Here is a 17,788-nt window from a genome sequence, read left to right as displayed (position 1 = left end):
TACGGCTGAGATACCGGATCTCTGCCGTTGGCTTGCATTCATGCAACAGTCTGAGCAGCATTTGAACGCCTATGCTTCCTATAGCTCCAGCCTTCTGTAATAGATCCCCTCTTTCCCGTTCCTCCTTTTCTTATAGGCTACCAATATGCCTTCCCCGGTCTGCTCCACAACAGGAAATCCAGCAAACTCGTTGGCGGCGGTGAGAAAATCGCGTTCCAGCGTGCGGCCGTCCGCCGATTTGTGCAGGATGCCGATGCGGTTGCCACTGGTATCCGCCGCTTCGTCCCACACCAGGGCGAGGTCTCCCCTTTCCATGACCGCCAGCTGGGGATGTTTGGCGGTTGGTAATGCGCTGATACTTTCTTTTTTCGTATAGCTGATGCCGTTATCCGGGCTTTGGCAATAAAATACGCCTTCGCCGCTTCCCATGGTGAACCATGCGAAGTGCAGGCCGTTGGCGTTGCGTACCATGGCGGGCCCCGTATGAGGGCAGCCGTTGATCGCCCAGTTGTCTGCACTGATGCGCACGGGCTGGGTGAAGGTCTCCCCGCCGTCTTTCGAAAAAATGTGGACCATATCGCGGATGGTGTCCTGGATAATATCGCGGAAAGCCGCGTGCAGGCCGCCCTGCGCATCTACATAAAGCGCCGTGCGGCAGCACTGGCAAACGGTTTGCACAACGGGCCTTTCACGGTGAAAACCCGGCGCGGCGCCTGTGGTGGCAATGTAGAGGGTGGAACCTTCCTTTTGATGGAACTTCCGGTTGTCCAGCCAGATGGCCACGGCTTCGCCGGAAGGTAATACGGCCATATCGAAGTAACGCTGGTCGTAGCCGGCGGTGTCCGTCACGAGGGGAACGGCCGGCTGCCAGGTGTTGCCGCCGTCAGCGGAAAGCGTGTAGAACACTTTGCCGGCGTATTTGTTCCGGGGATCATTGCTTTGTACGCCGTACATGGCAATCACTTCGCCGTTGGGCCTGAAGATCATCTTCGGCATGTTCTCTCCGTGCGGCAGGATGCCCTTTGCAGTGGGGATGGGCTTTCCGGCGGGAAATGTTTTTCCGCCGTCCGGCGAAACAGCGTAATACAGCATGCCGGTTTCTTCGCCCGCCTGCTGCTCCACCCAACTCAGCACCAGCCTGCCCGATGCGTCGCGGGCAAGGTGGGTGCAGGATGCATTGCGGGTAGTGTCGGACACGGGGCGTTCTTCGCTGGCGGCCAACTGCCCGCCCCGGCAGGCAGCCAGGAATATTATGAATACGATAACAAGGTTTTTCATCAGTTCTTTTGCTTGCAGGTGAATGTATATGCCACACCAAAATTGAAGGTCCTGGCCGGGCCGGGGCGGTAGCTTTTGCCGAATGCATTCTTGTCCACCGTGGTAGCGTACATCACATCCGTAATATTCCGGCAGTTCACCCAGCATTCAAACTCCCCCAGCGCATACCCGATGCGGGCATTGAGCAACTCATAGCCGCTGTACTCTTCGGTGTTGGCAGGGTCCATAAAATATTTACCTACATGCTGCCATTCCACGCCTGCACGGAAACCTTTGAAAAACGGAGGCTTGTAGGTGATCTCCGTATTGGTGATCACTTCAGGGGCGCCGTTCATGCGGTTACCACCGTATTGTTTCCCTTTGTCTTCATACTCGATGAACGAGTGTTTGGCAAAAGTGCCGCCGGTGCGGAAAAGCAATGAAGGAACAGGCGCGTAACGAAGGTTCCACTCCACGCCGCTGTGGCGTGTTTTACCGGCATTGCGGTTCTCCGACGAATTGTCCGCCAGCCTTACGCTCACGATCTCGTTGGTGCCATCCATCCGGTAAACGCTCACATCCAGGTAACCCTTGTCCGCCGCAAAAGCAAACCAGCCGCCGGCTTCGTAGTTGTTGTATGTGGCGGGCTTCAGCACGGGCACTTTCACGCCGCGGTACAGCTCTGAAATATTGGGCGGGGCAAACCCCACGCTGTAATTGGCGTACAGCCCGCGGTCGCGGCCGAAATCGTAAGTGAGCCCCAGCTTGGGAGACCATGCCTTGAAATGATTGCGTTCGTCCGGCGATCCTGTAAAGGCGGAAGGAGGAAGGTGATTGTCGAAATTGTAATCCATCCGGTCGAAACGCAAAGCGCCAACGAGTTTCAGGCGCTCCAGCGGGTTCATTTGCGCCTGTATGTAAGCGGCCGTGTTCAGCAGACCCGCGCGGTAATCCGTTAGTACTGAATCGGTGGGTGTGTAACCGGTGAAGTAACCTCCGGCATCACGGTCCACATCTATGTATTCGGCAAAATAAGCAGCAGGGCTGTAATCCACGCTCACACCAGCAATGAGGGAGGCCTGCTTCCATTCGAATTCTTTTTTGTGCTGTACCAGCACGCCGTAACTCTTGAACTGATCGCTGTTGATCTCGCCTCTCGCTTTCAGGGGATCGGCCGTGGTCTTGATGGCGTAGAAGGGGTTCTGGCCTATTTCGTTGTTACGGTAAAAAGCGGTGAAGCTCGTGTTGTTACTACTGTTCCAGCTATGTTCCAGCGTGCTTCTTACACGGAATGTTTTCACCAGCCGGTACGAAAAGGTGTGAAAACTTTTGTAGTTGCGGGAGAAAAAATTAGCGCTGTCCACCCCGCCGGTCTGATCGGTTTTATAGTCAACATACGAAACGGCGTTCGTCCAGGTATTGCGGTCGTTGATCTTGTACACTCCTTTCAGCGTGAGCGCCAGCTTTCGGAAGTCGCTGTGATCGATGTAACCGTTGCGCTGGTCTGCATAATAGCCGCCCACAAGCAGGCCCAGCTTGCCATTGGTGGAGGACAGCGTGAAGTCAGTCCGCTTGTAGCCCTGGTCGCTCATTTCCGCCTGGATGCGCGCGGTGGGCAGCAACGTGGGTGAAGCGGTGATAAAGTTTACGGCGCCGCCCACAGCCTCGCTGCCGTAAAGGGAAGATGCGGGGCCGCGGATCACTTCTATCGTTTTCAACGCAGCCATATTGATCTCGATGAGCGCGTTGTGATTGAAGTCGCCGGTGGTGCGGATGGGAATGCCATCTTCCAGGTAAAGAAAAAGGCTGCGGTAACCGATGGGCTGGCGGATGGCCATGGTATGCTGCTCGTTGCCGAGGTCTACCATATACACGCCGCTTACTTTGTTCAGCACCTGTTCCAGCGAGGTGGCCTTCGTTTCGCGGATCATCTGCGTGGAAATACTGCTGATGGCTACCGGAGCGTCTGTACGGTATTGTTTGTCGCGCCCGGCAGACACGATCACTTCGTTCAGGCGGGTGGTGAGCGGTTCGAGGTAAATGGTCATGTTCCGTTCCCGGCTCACGGCCAGCTGAACGGGTGTGTAACCAATGATGGATATGCGGATGGAATCTTTCGCTTTTACGGCTGCCAGGGAAAATTGTCCCTGCCGGCCGGACAGGCAGCCGCCGCTGGCAGCCTGGATACTTGCGCCGGGAATGGCTTCGCGGGTCTGGGCGTCAATTACCCTGCCCTGCAAAGCTTCCTGCGCAAATGTTGAAAAGCTGCAAAGCGTCAGGCATATAAGGATGGATATGCGATGCATGAATTTGCTTTAAACGTTTACGTATGGGGGCACCATTACGTTGCCGGGCTTCCATTCGAAAGCCGGTTATGCTCCATGCGGAACTGTTACCGGGTGCCTGCGCCTGAAGAAGAGCATGCATCCGCCATTTCCCCATTTATACGGGAACACAATTTCCGTGCAACGTTGTGCATAGTTGAGCTTTACCCATTCAGGGGTAAGCATGGCATGTTTGAATTGATGGGGATCAGGCCCGGGGCGGGTGAAACACCGCGTAAAGCGGGCGGGCGGGGATGTAGCCGGTACCGGCTGAATAGAGTTTCACTGCTGTAACGGCAGGCTTAAAAGTGAAGATGGCCGCGGCTTCGGAGAAAATAACCTCGTATTTGTCCTTAACCGCGTTGCCGCTCTGCTCCTTTTTGGTTTCCTGCTCCATCTTTTTCATGAGCTGGCATTGGCCGTTACAGGCGAGTTTCGGTTTGGCCTTGTTGATACAAAGCACTCTTGCAATGTAGTCCTGGTTGAGCATGAATTCAGCCAATACCAGGCCCTTGCCGAATGTTTGCAACATCAGCCCTGCAAGAACGGTTATGACGAACAGATACCTCATAAGATGGCTCAAAAGTACAGTTTAACGCGAACCGTCAAAATGATTTCCATCATTTTGATCAAAAACAAGCGGGGAACCCGTAAACCGGGTTCCCCGCTGCCGCATTTGCTGCTATAAAGGTTTATTGCGCCAGCATGAACCGGAGCGTAATACCGCCGCGCGTATTGGTAACCGGGTACGCGGTGGATATCACCGGTATGGTCTGGCGGCGGTCGTAGAAGAATTTAATGTTGAGGCGGTTGTTCACCACATAGTCGATGGAAGGCGCGATGCTCACCACTTTCTGGCCGCTGGTGGGTATCACAAGGTCCGCATCCAGCCTGTTGTTCACGGTCTTATCGTCGCGGAAGCTGAGGTCCAGCCTGAAGTTCAGATCATTCTCCAGCTTTTTGCCGCCGTCTTTCCCGATCTTGATCGGCATGGGCAGGCCCCGCACGCGGTAGCCGCCGCCGACTGTGATCTCGCTGGAGCGCATTTCGCTCAGCTGGTAATCGATCAGGCTGAGGCTGAGGGTACGGCTCCTGCGGAAGCCCACACGCAGGTTCAGTGAGTTGGTAAAGGTCATGTCCGCTTCCAGCAGGGGTACGAACGATTCGGTGATCGTAAGGTTCGGCACCAGGAAGTAAGGCACGTAGTTGCCGCTCACCGTGTCCCTGAATGCGGGATAACCCAGGATCATCGGATCGTAGAACACCAGCGCCGTATTGTAGGAGTTCATGCTCAGCAGGCCGGTGTACTGGTGTGTGAGCGTAAAGTTCGTCAGGAAATCCGTGAAAGGCCTGATGCGGCTGAGACCGTTGTAGCTGATGCGCCAGTTGGGCCGCGGGAGAATGTCTTTGAACGGATTGGAACGTACATTTTTTGCATAGTTCTTCAACAGCGGTGCTTCTTCGGGCGTAGTACCGGTGTAAGCAGCGAGGAATGCGGGAATCAGCACATCCTGCGCGTAACGGCCGTAACCATAACGGTACGTCGGATCCTTGGGATCATATTTCGGAAGGTTCGGGTTCTGACTGTACGGGTTTTGGTCGCCGAGACGTTCAGACACGCGCTGGCGGAAGCTCTCGAAATTCTTGAAGGTCTGCGAAACGCCGTCCTCTGTGTTGATCTTCCCCCACATGGTTTTGATCGCGATGAAGGTGATCTCGAAACCGCCCGCGTCGTAAGGGCTCAGGTGATTGAACGCGCCGTTGCCGAGGGTATCCTTGAAAAGTTCTGTATGCGTTTTGGAGAAGGATTTCGTCAGGTTCAGGTCTATACGCAGGTCGCGCACGGGCTCCAGCTGCGCCTGTATATCCAGTTTCTGGGTGAATTGTTGCTGGAACTGGATGTTGAAAAGCGTGTCGGGGCTCAGCAGGCCGCGCCTGGCGAAGTCGTCCATAAACGCTTTGTCCGGCTGCTTACCGAACGTGAAAGCAAGGCCCGGCGCCATAGACTGCCAGTTCATACCCACCAGCTTGGTGCTGTCCAGGTAACCCGGCATGCGGGTGCCCGCGTTTTCGGAATAGTTGATGTTCACGCGCTTCAACGCCATCACAACACGCATCAGCCCTTTCACTACGGGCGATATGCCGTCGTCTTCCTCAGTCTTGGCCTTTTGCTGGTTCTGCGCCGCGGGCGTGTTGTTCATCATCGGCGGCACGTATTCTCCTCCTGATGCAGCGTTGGCGTTGATCTTCCGCAGCCATTTGCTGCGGTTGTACAGCTCGTTGAATTTAAGCTCGGCGGTCACCGTTTTCTGGTTGGAGTTCTCAATGGCGTTTCCCAGGTAGGTCGCCAGCCTGGAAGCACCTATCCAGCGGTACTCCGTGGCATAGCTCAGCGCCACGTTCGTCCAGCTCAGGGCCGGCACTTTGGAAGTAGGCAATGTATAGGTCACGTTCGCATTCTGGAAATAATTGGTGGTGCGGCCGCCTTTCCAGAAATTGGAGCTTACGCTGTCTTTCTTGGCACCGGTGTTGATCCTTCCCGCAGGTTCGTCTATGCGCGAGTTGTTCACGGCGTTGAAGTCGAAAGACAGGTTGCGGGATAGATCCCATTTCAGGGAATAATACCGGTCGAAGCGGAAGTACTTGTCATAGGTTTCCTGCAGCAGGAACCCGCCGCCGCCGATATTGCGCATGCGCGTGGCGCCGAACTGCCGCGTAACGTCTGCCCTGAAGCTGATAAGCGTGGGCACGTAGTTGAAGTTGAAATCGCGCAGCAGCGCCAGCCACGGGCTCTTGCTCTTTATCAGGCCCTTGAGCGGTTCTATGAATTTCTGCGTACCTGCAAAGTTGTAGCCCAGGCCGCCGCGGTGGCGGGTGAGCACGTCGCTCTGGATCTGCGGGTTATGGCGGTTGATCTGTGAATAAGAATAACTCACATCGAAGTTCTCAATATCCCAGAGGCGGCTCTTCTTTTTATCCAGCGCCATTTTACGCACGTTGGTAAAGTTCAGGCTGGTGATGGACGTAAAGTCCTGCGCATCTCTTTTGATGGAGTCGCGCATTTCACGGTCGCGGGCCATGGCGAGTTTGTCCTTCAGGGTAATGTCCTGGTCGTAAGGGTCGTACTCGGGATTGCTCGTGGTCTGTGAATAACCGGCGTATACGGGCACTGTAACGCCTACGCTCTTCGGCAGCAATTTGCCGAGGTCGAGGTTGGTGGCGATGTCGTATTGCAGGAAGTTATCCCTGAAGCGGTCGTTCACGCGTTGGTCTATATTCCCGAAACCCGCGGTGTGCATGTTGCCGCTAACGGTCAGGGTACCGAGGTCGGACAAACCGATGTCCGCCCTTGCCAGCGCGGCGTAGCCGCCTTTTTCGTCGAGGCCGGTGAGGCGGAGCTCATTGAACCATACTTCGGTGCACTTGGGCAGGCCGTCGTCTTTCGGGTTCAGCACGCCGATCATGATGTTGCGTACATCTCCCAGGCTGGGGTTACCTACTACAGAGAGCACATTTGCGCCTTCGCGTATTTCGTAAGGCACCAGCGGGCTGGCCCCGTTCAGGTTACGGGTCTGTTTCAGGCGCGCGAATTTATCCAGGTCCAGGTCCACATCATTTTCAGCGGGCCATATTTCGGTATCGCGGGCGGAGTTCCAGGGCGTTACTTTCAGCGGAATCCGGTATTCGTAATAGTTTTCGGTGAAGTCGCTCCCCACGCGGATGATGGCTTCCAGCTGCCCGTCCTTCAGGGACAGCGGGTCGCTTACTGCTTCCGCGTGCAGGAACATCTGCAGGCGTTTATATTGACGGAGGTCCAGCGGCACGTTTTTATACATGGCCCTTACCTCGCCGTCTTTCAGGTTACAGATCTGTGCTGAAAGCGCCTGCTCGTTCAGCAAAATGTTGGTGCTGTTGGTGCTGAGCGTATTCTGCCGCAGGATGCCGGGAGGCAGCACGTACGGGATAGGCTGGCGCTTGGAGTTCTCTTCGATGTTCACGGCGGAAGCATTGAAGACGGTGCTTTGGTCCACGGGGATCGGATCGCCGGGCTTCAGCTCATATAAATAACGGCGCCATTGGTTACGCACGAGGTCGAGCTTGGCGAAACGCAATACCACGGAGTCTTCGAAGCCGGTGAGGAACATGCGCATGAAACGGATGCTCTTGAAGTCGGGGATATTGCCCACTTTCCGGTCGTATTGTGTTACGGGCACTTTGAACTGGTACCAGGTCTGGTCCGCCTGCTGGCCGTTGGGAAGCGTTACGCGCGTCACGAAGCGGTCCACCACGTAATTGCTGCCCACCTGCATATCCGGCTTCAGCTCCACGCGGTACTGGAAGTATTCTTCCGTTTCGTTCATGGTGTTGTCGCGGTTCAGGTCTTCAGACTCTGGATAGTTGGTAGCCGCGTTGGAGAACTGCGAGTTGTCGTTGGAAACAGGCGAGTTGCCGTCGGGACCGTTGATCTTTTTATAACGGCCGAGGATATCTGTCCTGCTCGCATCGTAAGAGGCGTCGCGGTACCATCTGTAGTCGTCGTTGGACGGGTCGGGCGCCGCATTCCTGTAAGCGCCGGACGAAGGGCCGAACACGGCTGCAAGGTCCGACAGGTACTGGGCGCGGAAATTCCTCTCATCGTTGTTTTCAAGGCCGTCGAAACCAACGTCCTGGTAGCGGCGGATGGCGGGATCGTTGTCGAACGCCTGGGTGATCTGCTGCTGGAACTTCGGCACGCGGCCCCATTTGGAGGAATCCACTTTGTTGAGGCCGGTGTTGGGATCGGGCAGGCCGTTCTCGAAAGACTTGCGGGAATCTTTCAGCACGTCTTCCGAAACGTTGCCCAGGTTAAAATAAAGCGAACCGCCGGCGCTGCCGGGGTTATTAAAGAAAGGATCCGGCATCCAGAATTCGATGAATTCGATATTCGCGGTTTCGAAGTCGCTGTTGTCTATGGCGCGCATGATGCCGCCCCAGCGGGAAGCCGGGTTCCGGAGCCGGCCCTCGGGCGTAATGGCGGCGGAAGTGCTTTCAAAGTTATATGGCCCTTTTTCTTCAGGGTAATAAGCAAGGTCGAGGGTGCTTAGCTGGCTCTGGCCGAAGTCGGTGGAGCGGTTGGGGAACACGTCCCTTTGATAGATCAGCCTGGTGCGCGGGTCGCTTTGTGAAGCGTCTGTAACACCGGGCGGCAGGTTGGGCGATTTCGGGATCTGCAGCGTGGGTTCGATGATGTACCATGCCAGCAGCGCCCTGTTCTTGCCGTAAGCCAGCGTATCGTTGAAGGCGGCTTCGGGGAAGAGAATGCTGCCGTTTGCGTCGGTCGCGTCGCGGGGCGTGGATGCCAGGCTCCAGGCGGTGGCCGGGAACTTCAGGTCGTAGCCGTTGCGGGCGCCTTCGAAGTCGTCTATCATTACCTGGCCCTGTTTGCTGCCTGGCTCGTTCACCAGCTTGCTGTGCCCGGGGAACAGCCGCGCCACCTCGCCGGTAAAGTTGATGGTGGCTGGTTGCTGGGTCTGGTAGTTAGGCAGCTTGTCCAGCAGGCGGGAAAGGCCGCGCCATTCGGAAATGTAGTTCGCATCCAGGCCTACCACGGTATTTTTGATCGGGTCGTCCCCGTAATTCACTTTCTGGTAATAGGGCCTTTCGCTCATTCTCACGATGGTACCGCCCAGGTTCAGCTTGTCGTTCACATAATAATCGAGGCGGGTGCCCATGTAGTTGCGCACCTGCTGGCCAAACAGCGCGTTGTTCTCGAACTGTACGTTGATGGGCACGCCGGAGCTGAGCACGCCGCCGTTGATGATCTTGATGCGGCCGAGGTTATAATCGATGATGAAGTCCACATCTTCGCGAAGCTGCTGCCCGCCTGCCGTAACCGTCACGGACCCCCGCGGGATGTTCAGTGCGTTCAGGGATATCTCGGAAGAGTTGGCCGATTTATAGGAGCCGCGCAGCACGTACCGGTTCAGGTTGGGGAACTGCTGGGCGATCACTTTAATGGAATCGTAGAGGGTGGTGTACATGTACTGCTTCTCCAGCACGGGATTGCCGCCGAACACCGGCCGCAATGCCTGGCCGAAGGGCTCCAGCACGGGGAACATGATCTTGCCGTTCTGCGGGAAGATGGTGTACCCTTCCACATAGTCGAACACGCCATCCGGCTGCGGGTCGTTCTGGTTGTTGAGACGGTCCAGGTTCAGCAGGGTAATGATGGGCGCGCCGGCATACTGGCCCTGCGCATCGGGCAGGTACCGTTTTTCGCTGGGGGCGCGGGTATCGGTACCCGGGTCTTTATACAACACATCCAGCTTGAAATCCGCCCGGTTGATCTGGAAGGCGTCTGTGGAATAAATATTTTTCATCATCAGGTCCCAGATAGGCAGGGCCGGCCTCGCGGAGGTGGCTTTCAGCATTTTCAGGAACAGGATGCGCTGGTTGGCGGAATTGTTCTGGTCGGGTGGTATATCCTGGGAAAATTCCCCCACCTTGAATACTTTACCATTATAGGTATACTCGTAAGCCACGGCCAGCACCTCATCGGGCTGCAGCTGCTGCACGAGGGAGATAAAACCGATCTGGCGGTTGAGGATGTAGTCTGTTGAATCCAGCTTCCGCGCGAAGGTCTTTTCGAAGTCCTGCACAGGCTGAAGGCCCAGCGCCAGCAGGCGGCTCACCACGGTGCCGGTGTTACGGGCGCCGGGGTCGCTCACGAGGTTCTGGTAGAGGTCGTTCGCCCCGTTGTTGGGCAGGCGCGAAGTGGTGAAGCTGGTGATATTGGGATTAAAAGGCCTGTTCTCGCCGATGTCCATCAAACCCACGATGTCGCGCGTGTCTGTTGTGGCGCCGGATTTGTTGGTCACCCACACCTCGATGCGGTTGATGTACGCCTGGGTGCGGATCACGGGCAGGGTGGCCATGGCGTAGTTGAAAGTATCGCGGAAGTACTGGCTGAGCAGGAAGTGCCGGTTGTCCTCATATTCATCGGCCCGGCGCACGAAGTCCGTCACGCTGTTGCCGCCGCGCAGCACCATGTTCTGCTTCTGCGATTTCTGGTTGCTGAGCACGCTGGTCATGGTAAGACGGCCGAACTGCAGCTGGGTTTTGATACCGAACAGGGATTGCACCCCGGGAATGAGGGAACTGCTGAGCGGGAAGCTCACGTTGCCCGCTTCTATTTTTTTGATGATCTCGTCCTGGTAGCCGGTGTATTCCAGCTTCACCTGGTTTTCGAAATCGAATGTGGACTGGGTGTTGTAATTGGTGATCAGCTTGAGCTTCTCCCCGATCTTGCCCGTTACGTTCATGTTGATGTCTATATCGAAGTCGAAGCCGCCGTTCTTGCGGGCTCTTTCCACGAGCACGGGGTTTTTCACGTTCTGGCCCTGGTAGCCGAACGTAAGCCCGAGGCTGCCCTGGGGCTTGATGTCTACCTTGGTGCCGCCGAATACTCGGTCGAACAGCTTATCGCCATAATAGAGCTGTGGGGCGCCGGCGCGCTGGTTGAGGTTGCCGATGGTGCCGGCCCTTTTCTGCCAGTAATCCTTTTCGCTCTGGGCGGCCTGCATGCGGTAGAACTCGCCGAAGCTCATCACGGTGGGCTGGCGGTAGAACTGGTTGCCTATTTTTTCGGTAACGATGTATTGTTTGGTGACGGGGTCGTATTCAACATCTTTTTTAATACTGGAGGGGTCTTTCAGGTCGATGGCATTACGCACGGGGTCCGTTACCGAAGTGCCCCTCCGGTCGCGGATGGGATACTTCAGTGTATCCGGTTTAGCAGTAGTATCTGGAACATTAGTGATATCAGTTTCCCCCTTCTCCACGGCTCCGCTTATATTTCTATAGGTATATCCCGAACTGTTCCTGTTTCTGGCGGCCGATTCAACAATGATAAAAGATACAACACCTATTACTGCAAGTGCACCATAATATTTCTTTCTTGCCAAGCGTTCTTAGGTTTTATAGAGGTCAAGGACTTAAATTTATAGATTTTTAAGGGATTTTTTGATAAGTGCCTCCAATTCATTTAATTGTGGCTCGGCTTTCAGCACCCTTTGTATTGCCTGTTCAGCCATGTTGCGGGCTATACCCAGGGTTACCAAAGCATTTAACGCATCATCCTGTATAGTATTGTGGGTATTTACTGATAAATGTAATATATCTTCCCGGTGTTTTTTCATTTTGTCTTTCAGCTCCAAAATGATGCGCTTAGCGGTTTTAGCCCCGATTCCCTTCACTCCTTCCAGCATTTTTTCGTTCTCCATCAGGATGGCCCTTTGCACGTCGTCCGGCTGCAGGGAACTGAGCATCATCCGCGCGGTAGTGGCGCCTACCCCGGAAACGCTGATCAGTTGGAGGAACATGGCCCTTTCCGCGTCGGAAAAGAAGCCGAACATGGTGTGCGCGTCTTCCTTGATATGTACGTAAGTAAGGAGCTTACAGGTTTCCAGTTGCTGGATCTGGCTCCAGGTATGGAGGCTGATATGCACCTCGTACCCTACCCCGTTTACGTCAAGGTGCACGAGGGTAGGCGTTTTGTGGGCTAATTTGCCGTTCAGGTATGCTATCATATGGGAATTATCTGCCGGCGAAATTAACTTATAAATAGAATTATTCGTTTAAGTCGTATTTTTACGCCCATTTAAATAACTTATCCGAACAATATGAGTAAAATAACAGCCGCCATTACGGCGGTGGGTGGGTATGTTCCCGACTATGTACTGACTAACCAGGAATTGGAGAAACTCGTAGAAACGACAGATGAATGGATCACCACCAGGACCGGCATCAAGGAGAGGAGGATACTGAAGGGAGAAGGTAAGGGCACTTCCGAGCTTTGTGTACCCGTTGCGCTGGACATCTGCCGGAAAAGAGGCATTACACCCCAAGAAATAGACCTGCTGATCGTGGCCACCGTTACGCCGGACATGGTCTTTCCCGCCACCGCCAATGTTGTTACGGATAAGATCGGGGCAAAGAACGCCTTCGGGTTCGATATCAGCGCGGCCTGCTCCGGCTTCCTCTACGCGCTGGATACCGGCGCCAAATTCATCGAAAGCGGCCGTTACAAAAAAGTAATGATCATCGGGGCCGACAAAATGAGCTCCATCATCGACTATACAGACCGTGCCACCTGCATCATCTTCGGCGACGGCGCCGGCGGCGTGCTGCTGGAACCGAACACGGAAGGCCTCGGCGTGCTGGACAGCGTGCTGAAAAGCGACGGCCACGGCAGGGAATTCCTTAACATGAAAGCCGGCGGCTCTGCAAAGCCCGCCACTGCCGAAACTGTTGCCGCCCGCGAGCACTTCGTGTTCCAGGAAGGCAAAACGGTATTCAAATACGCCGTAGCCAACATGGCGGACGCCGCCCGCAGCATCATGGACCGCAACCAGCTTACGGCAGACGATATCACCTGGCTGGTACCCCACCAGGCCAACCTGCGCATCATCAGCGCCACGGCAGACCATATGGGCGTGCCTTCCGAAAAAGTGATGGTCAATATCCAGCGCTATGGCAATACCACGGCCGGCACCATTCCCTTATGCCTGTGGGATTGGGAAAACCAGCTGAAAAAAGGAGATAACCTGGTACTGGCGGCCTTCGGCGGCGGGTTCACCTGGGGCGCATGTTATGTGAAGTGGGCCTACAACGGCAACGGCTCCGGCAACTGATCTGAACTTACTGCAACTTATATAAAAGTGTAGGCCTCTTACGGCTTACACTTTTTTTTGTTCAAACAATACAGCACCGTTCCACGGAACAGGAAAGCAAGGGGGCACAAACTCATAAGTGTAACGGAACAGCGGAGAATTCCCTCATCATATCTCAAACACCAGCCCATGCTGGGTCAGGGCATCGTACTTCGGCCGGTCGAACCGGTAAAGGTGCGCGCCTTTTTTGGAGGTGCTTTTGTCTTTTTCTTCCAGTTTTTCCAGGATGTCCATCGCCAGTATCTTTTTCCTGAAATTGCGCTTATCCAGCGGGCGCTGGTAGATCTCTTCATATAGGTTCCTCAGCTGCGGCAGGGTGAATTTCTCCGGCAGCAGCTCGAACCCTATGGGATGGAAATGCGCTTTATCCCTCAGCCGCGTGAGCGCATCGTTCAGCATTTTGTTATGGTCAAATATCAGCTCTGGGATCTGGTGCAGGCTCAGCCAGTGGGCGCCGTGGGCATTGGCCAGCAGGCGGTCGTGCTCGCTGATGCGGATGAGGGCGTAATACGCGATGGATATTACCCGCGCGCCGGTATCCCGGCCGGTATCGCCGTAGCTTTGCAGCTGGTCCATGTAAATATCCTGTATGCCGGTGGTTTGCCGCAGTACCCTGATCGCCGCACTGTCCGTACTTTCACCTTCCTGCACAAAGCCGCCCACGAGGCTCCAGGCGCCTTCCATCGGGTCTACCTTGCGCTTGATGATGAGCAGCTTCAGCTTGCCGTCCTCAAAGCCGAAGATGATGCAGTCTACCGCTACCAGGTGCCGGGGTACGTTTCCATAAAAAGGGTCAGGGCTCATAATAAGCGTAAAATACAGGTATTTTATTTTTTCCAGCCGGTGTATTCTATAAAATCCGTTCCGGGGATCCTGGTGTGCCCCAGCTGCCGCAGCATGGTAACAAGCTGCCCGCGGTGGTAGGTGGAATGGTTGAAGGCCATGAGGAGGACGTTTTCCACGGCGGATTTGCAGATGCCTTTCACCTGGCTGTTGTATTCGATGGTATGAGCCAGCTTGGCATCGGAAGCCGTTTTGACGAAGTCCCTCAACTGCTCGCTCTGCCGGCTGAAGCGCAGGGCAAACTCCGGCCAGGGGCCCTCAAAGCCTTTGGATGGCGGAATTACCGGGCTGGCCAGCTGCAGGCGCTGGCACCAGATGCCCTCCGCATCCCACATATGATAAGCTGTACGGCGGAGCGTGGGGAAGCTGCTTGCCAGTTCCCGGTCCAGCTGCTCTTCGGGCAGGCCGTTCAGCACCGTCAGCAACCGTTGATTCGCCCAGACATTATACATCGCGAGCCGCAGTAGGAGTTCCTTCATCTAATGCTTATTTTTACAAGGTAAATTCATTAACAAGATACTCATAAGAGGAAAACAATCAAATAGCCCGATAATGAAACAATCACCGCTCTCCGGTTTCAGCTCTGTTTGCGTACATGCAGGCCATGAGCAGGATCCAAGATACGCCCACCTCACGCCTATATACGCTTCCTCCACATACGTATACGACTCAGCCGAACAAGGCATGCGCCGCTTTGCGGGGGAAGAGGACGGGTATATCTACACCCGCTGGGACAGTCCTAATTTCCGCGAAGCGGAAGAGAAGATCGCCGCGCTGGAAGCATTCGGTCTTACCGGGCCGGACGGTAACCCGCTGCAGGTAAAGGCCAAGCTGCACGCCTCCGGCATGGGCGCCCTGTCTACCCTCTTCCTGTCGCACCTCAAGTCGGGCGACAAAGTGATCTCTCATTATTCGCTCTACGGCGGAACGGAGGAACTGTTCCGGAAAATACTGCCCCCGCTGGGCATAGAAGCGGTGATCGTGGACATGCGCGACCTGGAAAAGACCGCCGCCGCCATCAAGGCCGATCCCACCATCCGCATGATGTACCTCGAAACGCCCGCCAATCCTACGCTCCGCTGTGTGGACCTGGAAGCGCTCCTCGGCATGGCGCAGGAGAACAAGCTGGTATCCGCTGTGGACAATACTTTCGCCACACCTTACCTGCAGCAGCCTTTTGCTTACGGGGCAGACTACGTGTTCCACAGCACCACCAAATTCCTGAACGGCCACGGCACCGCCATCGGCGGCGTGCTGGTGGGCAGGGACATAGAGCTGATGAAAGGCCCCGTAGAAAAAGTACACCGCCTGCTTGGCGCCAACAGCAACCCCTTCGACGCGTTCATGCTCACACAGGGCATCAAAACGCTGGAAGTAAGGATGGAACGGCATTGCCACAACGCCATGGAAGTAGCCGGTTTTCTTGACGGGCATCCTGCCGTGGCGAGGGTGAACTACCTGGGGCTTACGGATCATCCAGACTTCGCGATTGCCAGCCGGCAAATGAAACATGCGGGCGCCATGCTGAGCTTTGAGTTGAAAGGCGGGCTGGAAGCAGGTAAACGTTTCATAGACCGCTTGCAGATGTGCCTGCGGGCCGTATCGCTCGGCACCTGCGACACGCTCATCTGCCACCCCGCTTCCATGACGCATTACAGCGTTCCGAAAGAGCTGCGGGAGAAATATGATATTACAGACGGGCTGATCCGCGTGAGCGTAGGCATCGAGTCCGTAACGGATATTCTCAACGACCTGGACCAGGCATTGCAATAAACATTGAACAACGACACATGATCACGATCAGGAAAGCAGAAAGGAAAGATTGCCCGCGCATGATGGAGCTGGTGCGCGAGCTGGCATTGTACGAAAAAGCGCCGGAGCAGGTAACCGTTACCATGGAACATTTCGAAGAAAGCGGCTTCGGCCCGAACCCGGTGTGGTGGGCGTTTGTAGCGGAGTCAGACGGGGTGATCGTAGGCATCGCGCTGTATTACATCCGTTATTCCACCTGGAAAGGCAGCCGCATGTTCCTGGAAGATATCGTGGTAACGGAGAGCTTCCGCGGCAAAGGCATCGGCAAGCTGCTGTTCGACCGGCTGGTGGAAGAAGCGAAAGAAAAAGGCTTCTCAGGTATGGTTTGGCAGGTATTGGAATGGAATGAACCCGCTATCAATTTCTACAAAAAATACAATGCGAAGTTCGACCCGGAGTGGTGGAATGCGAGCATTGAATTGTAGTATACCCGGAACAAAAAACGGGGCTCACATTTGGCGAGCCCCGTTTTTTTATTGTCTTTCAAACTCCAGTTTTGCCGGCAACCCGCCCGGGTCATGGAAAAACCGGCCTATGATAAACGACTTGCCGTCGCCCGCCATTTTGAAATAATATTTTTGGTCGCGGGAGCGCAGGATGAGGCTGTCTCCCTCCAGCCTGTAAAAGTAAATGCCTGATTCGTTTACCTGGCCGGAGTTCACCGGCAGCTTGCGGGTTTGAAAGTAAAAGCTTCTTTCATCCACGGCATTTTTTTCGGGCAGGAGGTCGTTGAACACGATCACTTCCTGCCGCTGGCTTGTTTCCAGCCATCGTTCTTCCGGTTCACTATCGGCTTTGCTGCAAGCCGCCAGGGCCAGCAGCCCTGCAAATGCCAGGGATAAGGATATACAGCGCATCGCGATTCTTTTATACCAGTGAAACGGTTTCCCGCCGGAATAGTTACATGATAAATTATTTGACTGCTTCTTCCGTGCCTGTGCTGATGCCGTCTGTAACCGCCGTTTTGTCGATCTTGGCAATGAGACCCTGCAATACTTTACCGGGCCCTACTTCCGTGAAGCGGGAAGCGCCGTCTGCGATCATGGCCTGCACGCACTGCGTCCAGCGAACGGCGCCGGTGAGCTGGGTGATGAGGTTCTGTTTGATCGTTGCGGGATCGGTTACCGCTTTGGCCGCTACGTTCTGGTAAACGGGGCAGTTGGGTGTATTGAAGGTGGTTGCTTCGATGGCGGCCTTCAGCTCTTCCTGGGCGGGCGCCATCAGCGGGGAGTGGAAAGCGCCGCCCACAGCCAGTTCCATCACCCTTTTAGCGCCGGCTGCCTTCAGCAGTTCCATGGCGCGGGCAATGCCGGTTTTGGTGCCGGAGATCACCAGTTGGCCCGGACAGTTATAATTGGCGGGCACCACTACATCATCGGTAATGGCAGCGCAGGCTTCTTCTACTTTGGCATCGTCCAGCCCGAGCACTACGGCCATGGTGGAAGGCACCAGCTCGCAGGCTTTCTGCATGGCGTTGGCACGGATGCTCACCAGGCGCAGCGCGTCCTCAAACGCCATGGCGCCGTTGGCCACGAGGGCAGAGAATTCACCGAGCGAGTGGCCGGCGGTCATATCGGGCTTCGGGTTGTTCAGGCACAGGAAGCCGATCACCGAATGCAGGAACACAGCGGGCTGCGTTACTTTGGTCTGTTTCAGGTCTTCGTCCGACCCGGTAAACATCACATCCGAAATACGAAATCCCAGTATCTCGTTGGCTTTTTCGAAAAGCTCCTTTGCGCGGGGATCGTTGTCGTAAAAACTTTTACCCATTCCGGTAAACTGTGCTCCCTGACCGGGAAAAACGTAAGCGTGCTTCATTGATATGATTAATTATCAGGTGGC

At 55.3% G+C, this 17,788-nt stretch carries 12 protein-coding genes; 3 read left to right on the top strand and 9 right to left on the bottom strand.

What is annotated here, in order from left to right; genetic code table 11:
- Positions 1-78 precede the first annotated feature (78 nt).
- From ACTJIK_RS09895 to ruvA, 5 genes are all read right to left on the bottom strand, one after another.
- Positions 79-1,278, bottom strand: coding sequence for a sialidase family protein (locus ACTJIK_RS09895; protein ID WP_440646208.1), 1,200 nt, complete (start codon positions 1,276-1,278; stop codon positions 79-81).
- A complete protein-coding gene (locus tag ACTJIK_RS09890; RefSeq protein ID WP_440646207.1) occupies positions 1,278-3,563 on the bottom strand; it encodes a TonB-dependent receptor in 2,286 nt (761 codons plus the stop codon). Before ACTJIK_RS09890 ends, ACTJIK_RS09895 begins: the two co-directional genes overlap by 1 nt.
- A 226-nt stretch (positions 3,564-3,789) precedes the next feature.
- Positions 3,790-4,164 (bottom strand): hypothetical protein, encoded by a 375-nt coding sequence (locus tag ACTJIK_RS09885; RefSeq protein WP_440646206.1) that lies wholly within the window; start codon positions 4,162-4,164, stop codon positions 3,790-3,792.
- Positions 4,165-4,273: 109 nt separating this feature from the next.
- A complete protein-coding gene (gene sprA, locus ACTJIK_RS09880) occupies positions 4,274-11,401 on the bottom strand; it encodes a cell surface protein SprA (protein ID WP_440646205.1) in 7,128 nt (2,375 codons plus the stop codon).
- A 159-nt stretch (positions 11,402-11,560) separates the two neighbouring features.
- Positions 11,561-12,148, bottom strand: a complete 588-nt coding sequence (gene ruvA, locus ACTJIK_RS09875) for a Holliday junction branch migration protein RuvA (protein ID WP_346319077.1) — start codon at positions 12,146-12,148, stop codon at positions 11,561-11,563.
- Between the two features lie 93 nt (positions 12,149-12,241).
- On the opposite strand from ruvA, the gene ACTJIK_RS09870 reads away from it, so the two are divergent.
- Positions 12,242-13,252 (top strand): beta-ketoacyl-ACP synthase III, encoded by a 1,011-nt coding sequence (locus ACTJIK_RS09870; RefSeq protein ID WP_440646204.1) that lies wholly within the window; start codon positions 12,242-12,244, stop codon positions 13,250-13,252.
- A 147-nt stretch (positions 13,253-13,399) separates the two neighbouring features.
- Here the strand turns inward: ACTJIK_RS09870 and ACTJIK_RS09865 are convergent, their stop codons facing one another.
- On the bottom strand, positions 13,400-14,095 hold the full coding sequence (locus tag ACTJIK_RS09865) for an NUDIX hydrolase (RefSeq protein WP_440646203.1): 696 nt from the start codon (positions 14,093-14,095) through the stop codon (positions 13,400-13,402).
- A gap of 23 nt (positions 14,096-14,118) precedes the next feature.
- Positions 14,119-14,613, bottom strand: coding sequence for a DinB family protein (locus ACTJIK_RS09860; RefSeq protein WP_440646202.1), 495 nt, complete (start codon positions 14,611-14,613; stop codon positions 14,119-14,121).
- Between the two features lie 73 nt (positions 14,614-14,686).
- Here ACTJIK_RS09860 and ACTJIK_RS09855 point away from each other — a divergent pair, with 73 nt between their 5' ends.
- Both ACTJIK_RS09855 and ACTJIK_RS09850 read left to right on the top strand, forming a co-directional pair.
- Positions 14,687-15,907 carry a trans-sulfuration enzyme family protein gene (locus ACTJIK_RS09855; RefSeq protein ID WP_440646201.1) on the top strand — a complete coding sequence of 407 codons (1,221 nt, stop codon included), beginning with the start codon at positions 14,687-14,689 and terminating at the stop codon, positions 15,905-15,907.
- A 17-nt stretch (positions 15,908-15,924) separates the two neighbouring features.
- Positions 15,925-16,371, top strand: a complete 447-nt coding sequence (locus tag ACTJIK_RS09850) for an N-acetyltransferase family protein (protein WP_440646200.1) — start codon at positions 15,925-15,927, stop codon at positions 16,369-16,371.
- A 48-nt stretch (positions 16,372-16,419) separates the two neighbouring features.
- Here ACTJIK_RS09850 and ACTJIK_RS09845 read toward each other — a convergent pair whose 3' ends face one another.
- Together ACTJIK_RS09845 and fabD are read right to left on the bottom strand one after the other, a co-directional pair.
- Positions 16,420-16,803 (bottom strand): hypothetical protein, encoded by a 384-nt coding sequence (locus ACTJIK_RS09845; protein ID WP_440646199.1) that lies wholly within the window; start codon positions 16,801-16,803, stop codon positions 16,420-16,422.
- Positions 16,804-16,858: 55 nt separating this feature from the next.
- Complete coding sequence (gene fabD, locus ACTJIK_RS09840) at positions 16,859-17,764, bottom strand: ACP S-malonyltransferase (protein WP_440646198.1); 906 nt, start codon at positions 17,762-17,764, stop codon at positions 16,859-16,861.
- Between the last annotated feature and the right edge of the window lie 24 nt (positions 17,765-17,788).

This window comes from Chitinophaga sp. 22620, from assembly GCF_052044405.1.
Lineage (GTDB): Bacteria > Bacteroidota > Bacteroidia > Chitinophagales > Chitinophagaceae > Chitinophaga.
The sequence above is the reverse complement of the archived record's forward strand: the minus strand, read 5'-3'. Positions and strand labels throughout refer to the sequence as shown.

Bases quoted from the DNA above. Each gene is read 5' to 3' on its own strand.
- ACTJIK_RS09845 (WP_440646199.1), bottom strand. From the start codon at position 16,803: ATGCGCTGTATATCCTTATCCCTGGCATTTGCAGGGCTGCTGGCCCTG.
- ruvA (WP_346319077.1), bottom strand. From the start codon at position 12,148: ATGATAGCATACCTGAACGGCAAATTAGCCCACAAAACGCCTACCCTC.
- ACTJIK_RS09850 (WP_440646200.1), top strand. From the start codon at position 15,925: ATGATCACGATCAGGAAAGCAGAAAGGAAAGATTGCCCGCGCATGATG.
- ACTJIK_RS09895 (WP_440646208.1), bottom strand. From the start codon at position 1,278: ATGAAAAACCTTGTTATCGTATTCATAATATTCCTGGCTGCCTGCCGG.
- ACTJIK_RS09890 (WP_440646207.1), bottom strand. From the start codon at position 3,563: ATGCATCGCATATCCATCCTTATATGCCTGACGCTTTGCAGCTTTTCA.
- fabD (WP_440646198.1), bottom strand. From the start codon at position 17,764: ATGAAGCACGCTTACGTTTTTCCCGGTCAGGGAGCACAGTTTACCGGA.
- ACTJIK_RS09870 (WP_440646204.1), top strand. From the start codon at position 12,242: ATGAGTAAAATAACAGCCGCCATTACGGCGGTGGGTGGGTATGTTCCC.
- ACTJIK_RS09860 (WP_440646202.1), bottom strand. From the start codon at position 14,613: ATGAAGGAACTCCTACTGCGGCTCGCGATGTATAATGTCTGGGCGAAT.
- ACTJIK_RS09865 (WP_440646203.1), bottom strand. From the start codon at position 14,095: ATGAGCCCTGACCCTTTTTATGGAAACGTACCCCGGCACCTGGTAGCG.
- ACTJIK_RS09855 (WP_440646201.1), top strand. From the start codon at position 14,687: ATGAAACAATCACCGCTCTCCGGTTTCAGCTCTGTTTGCGTACATGCA.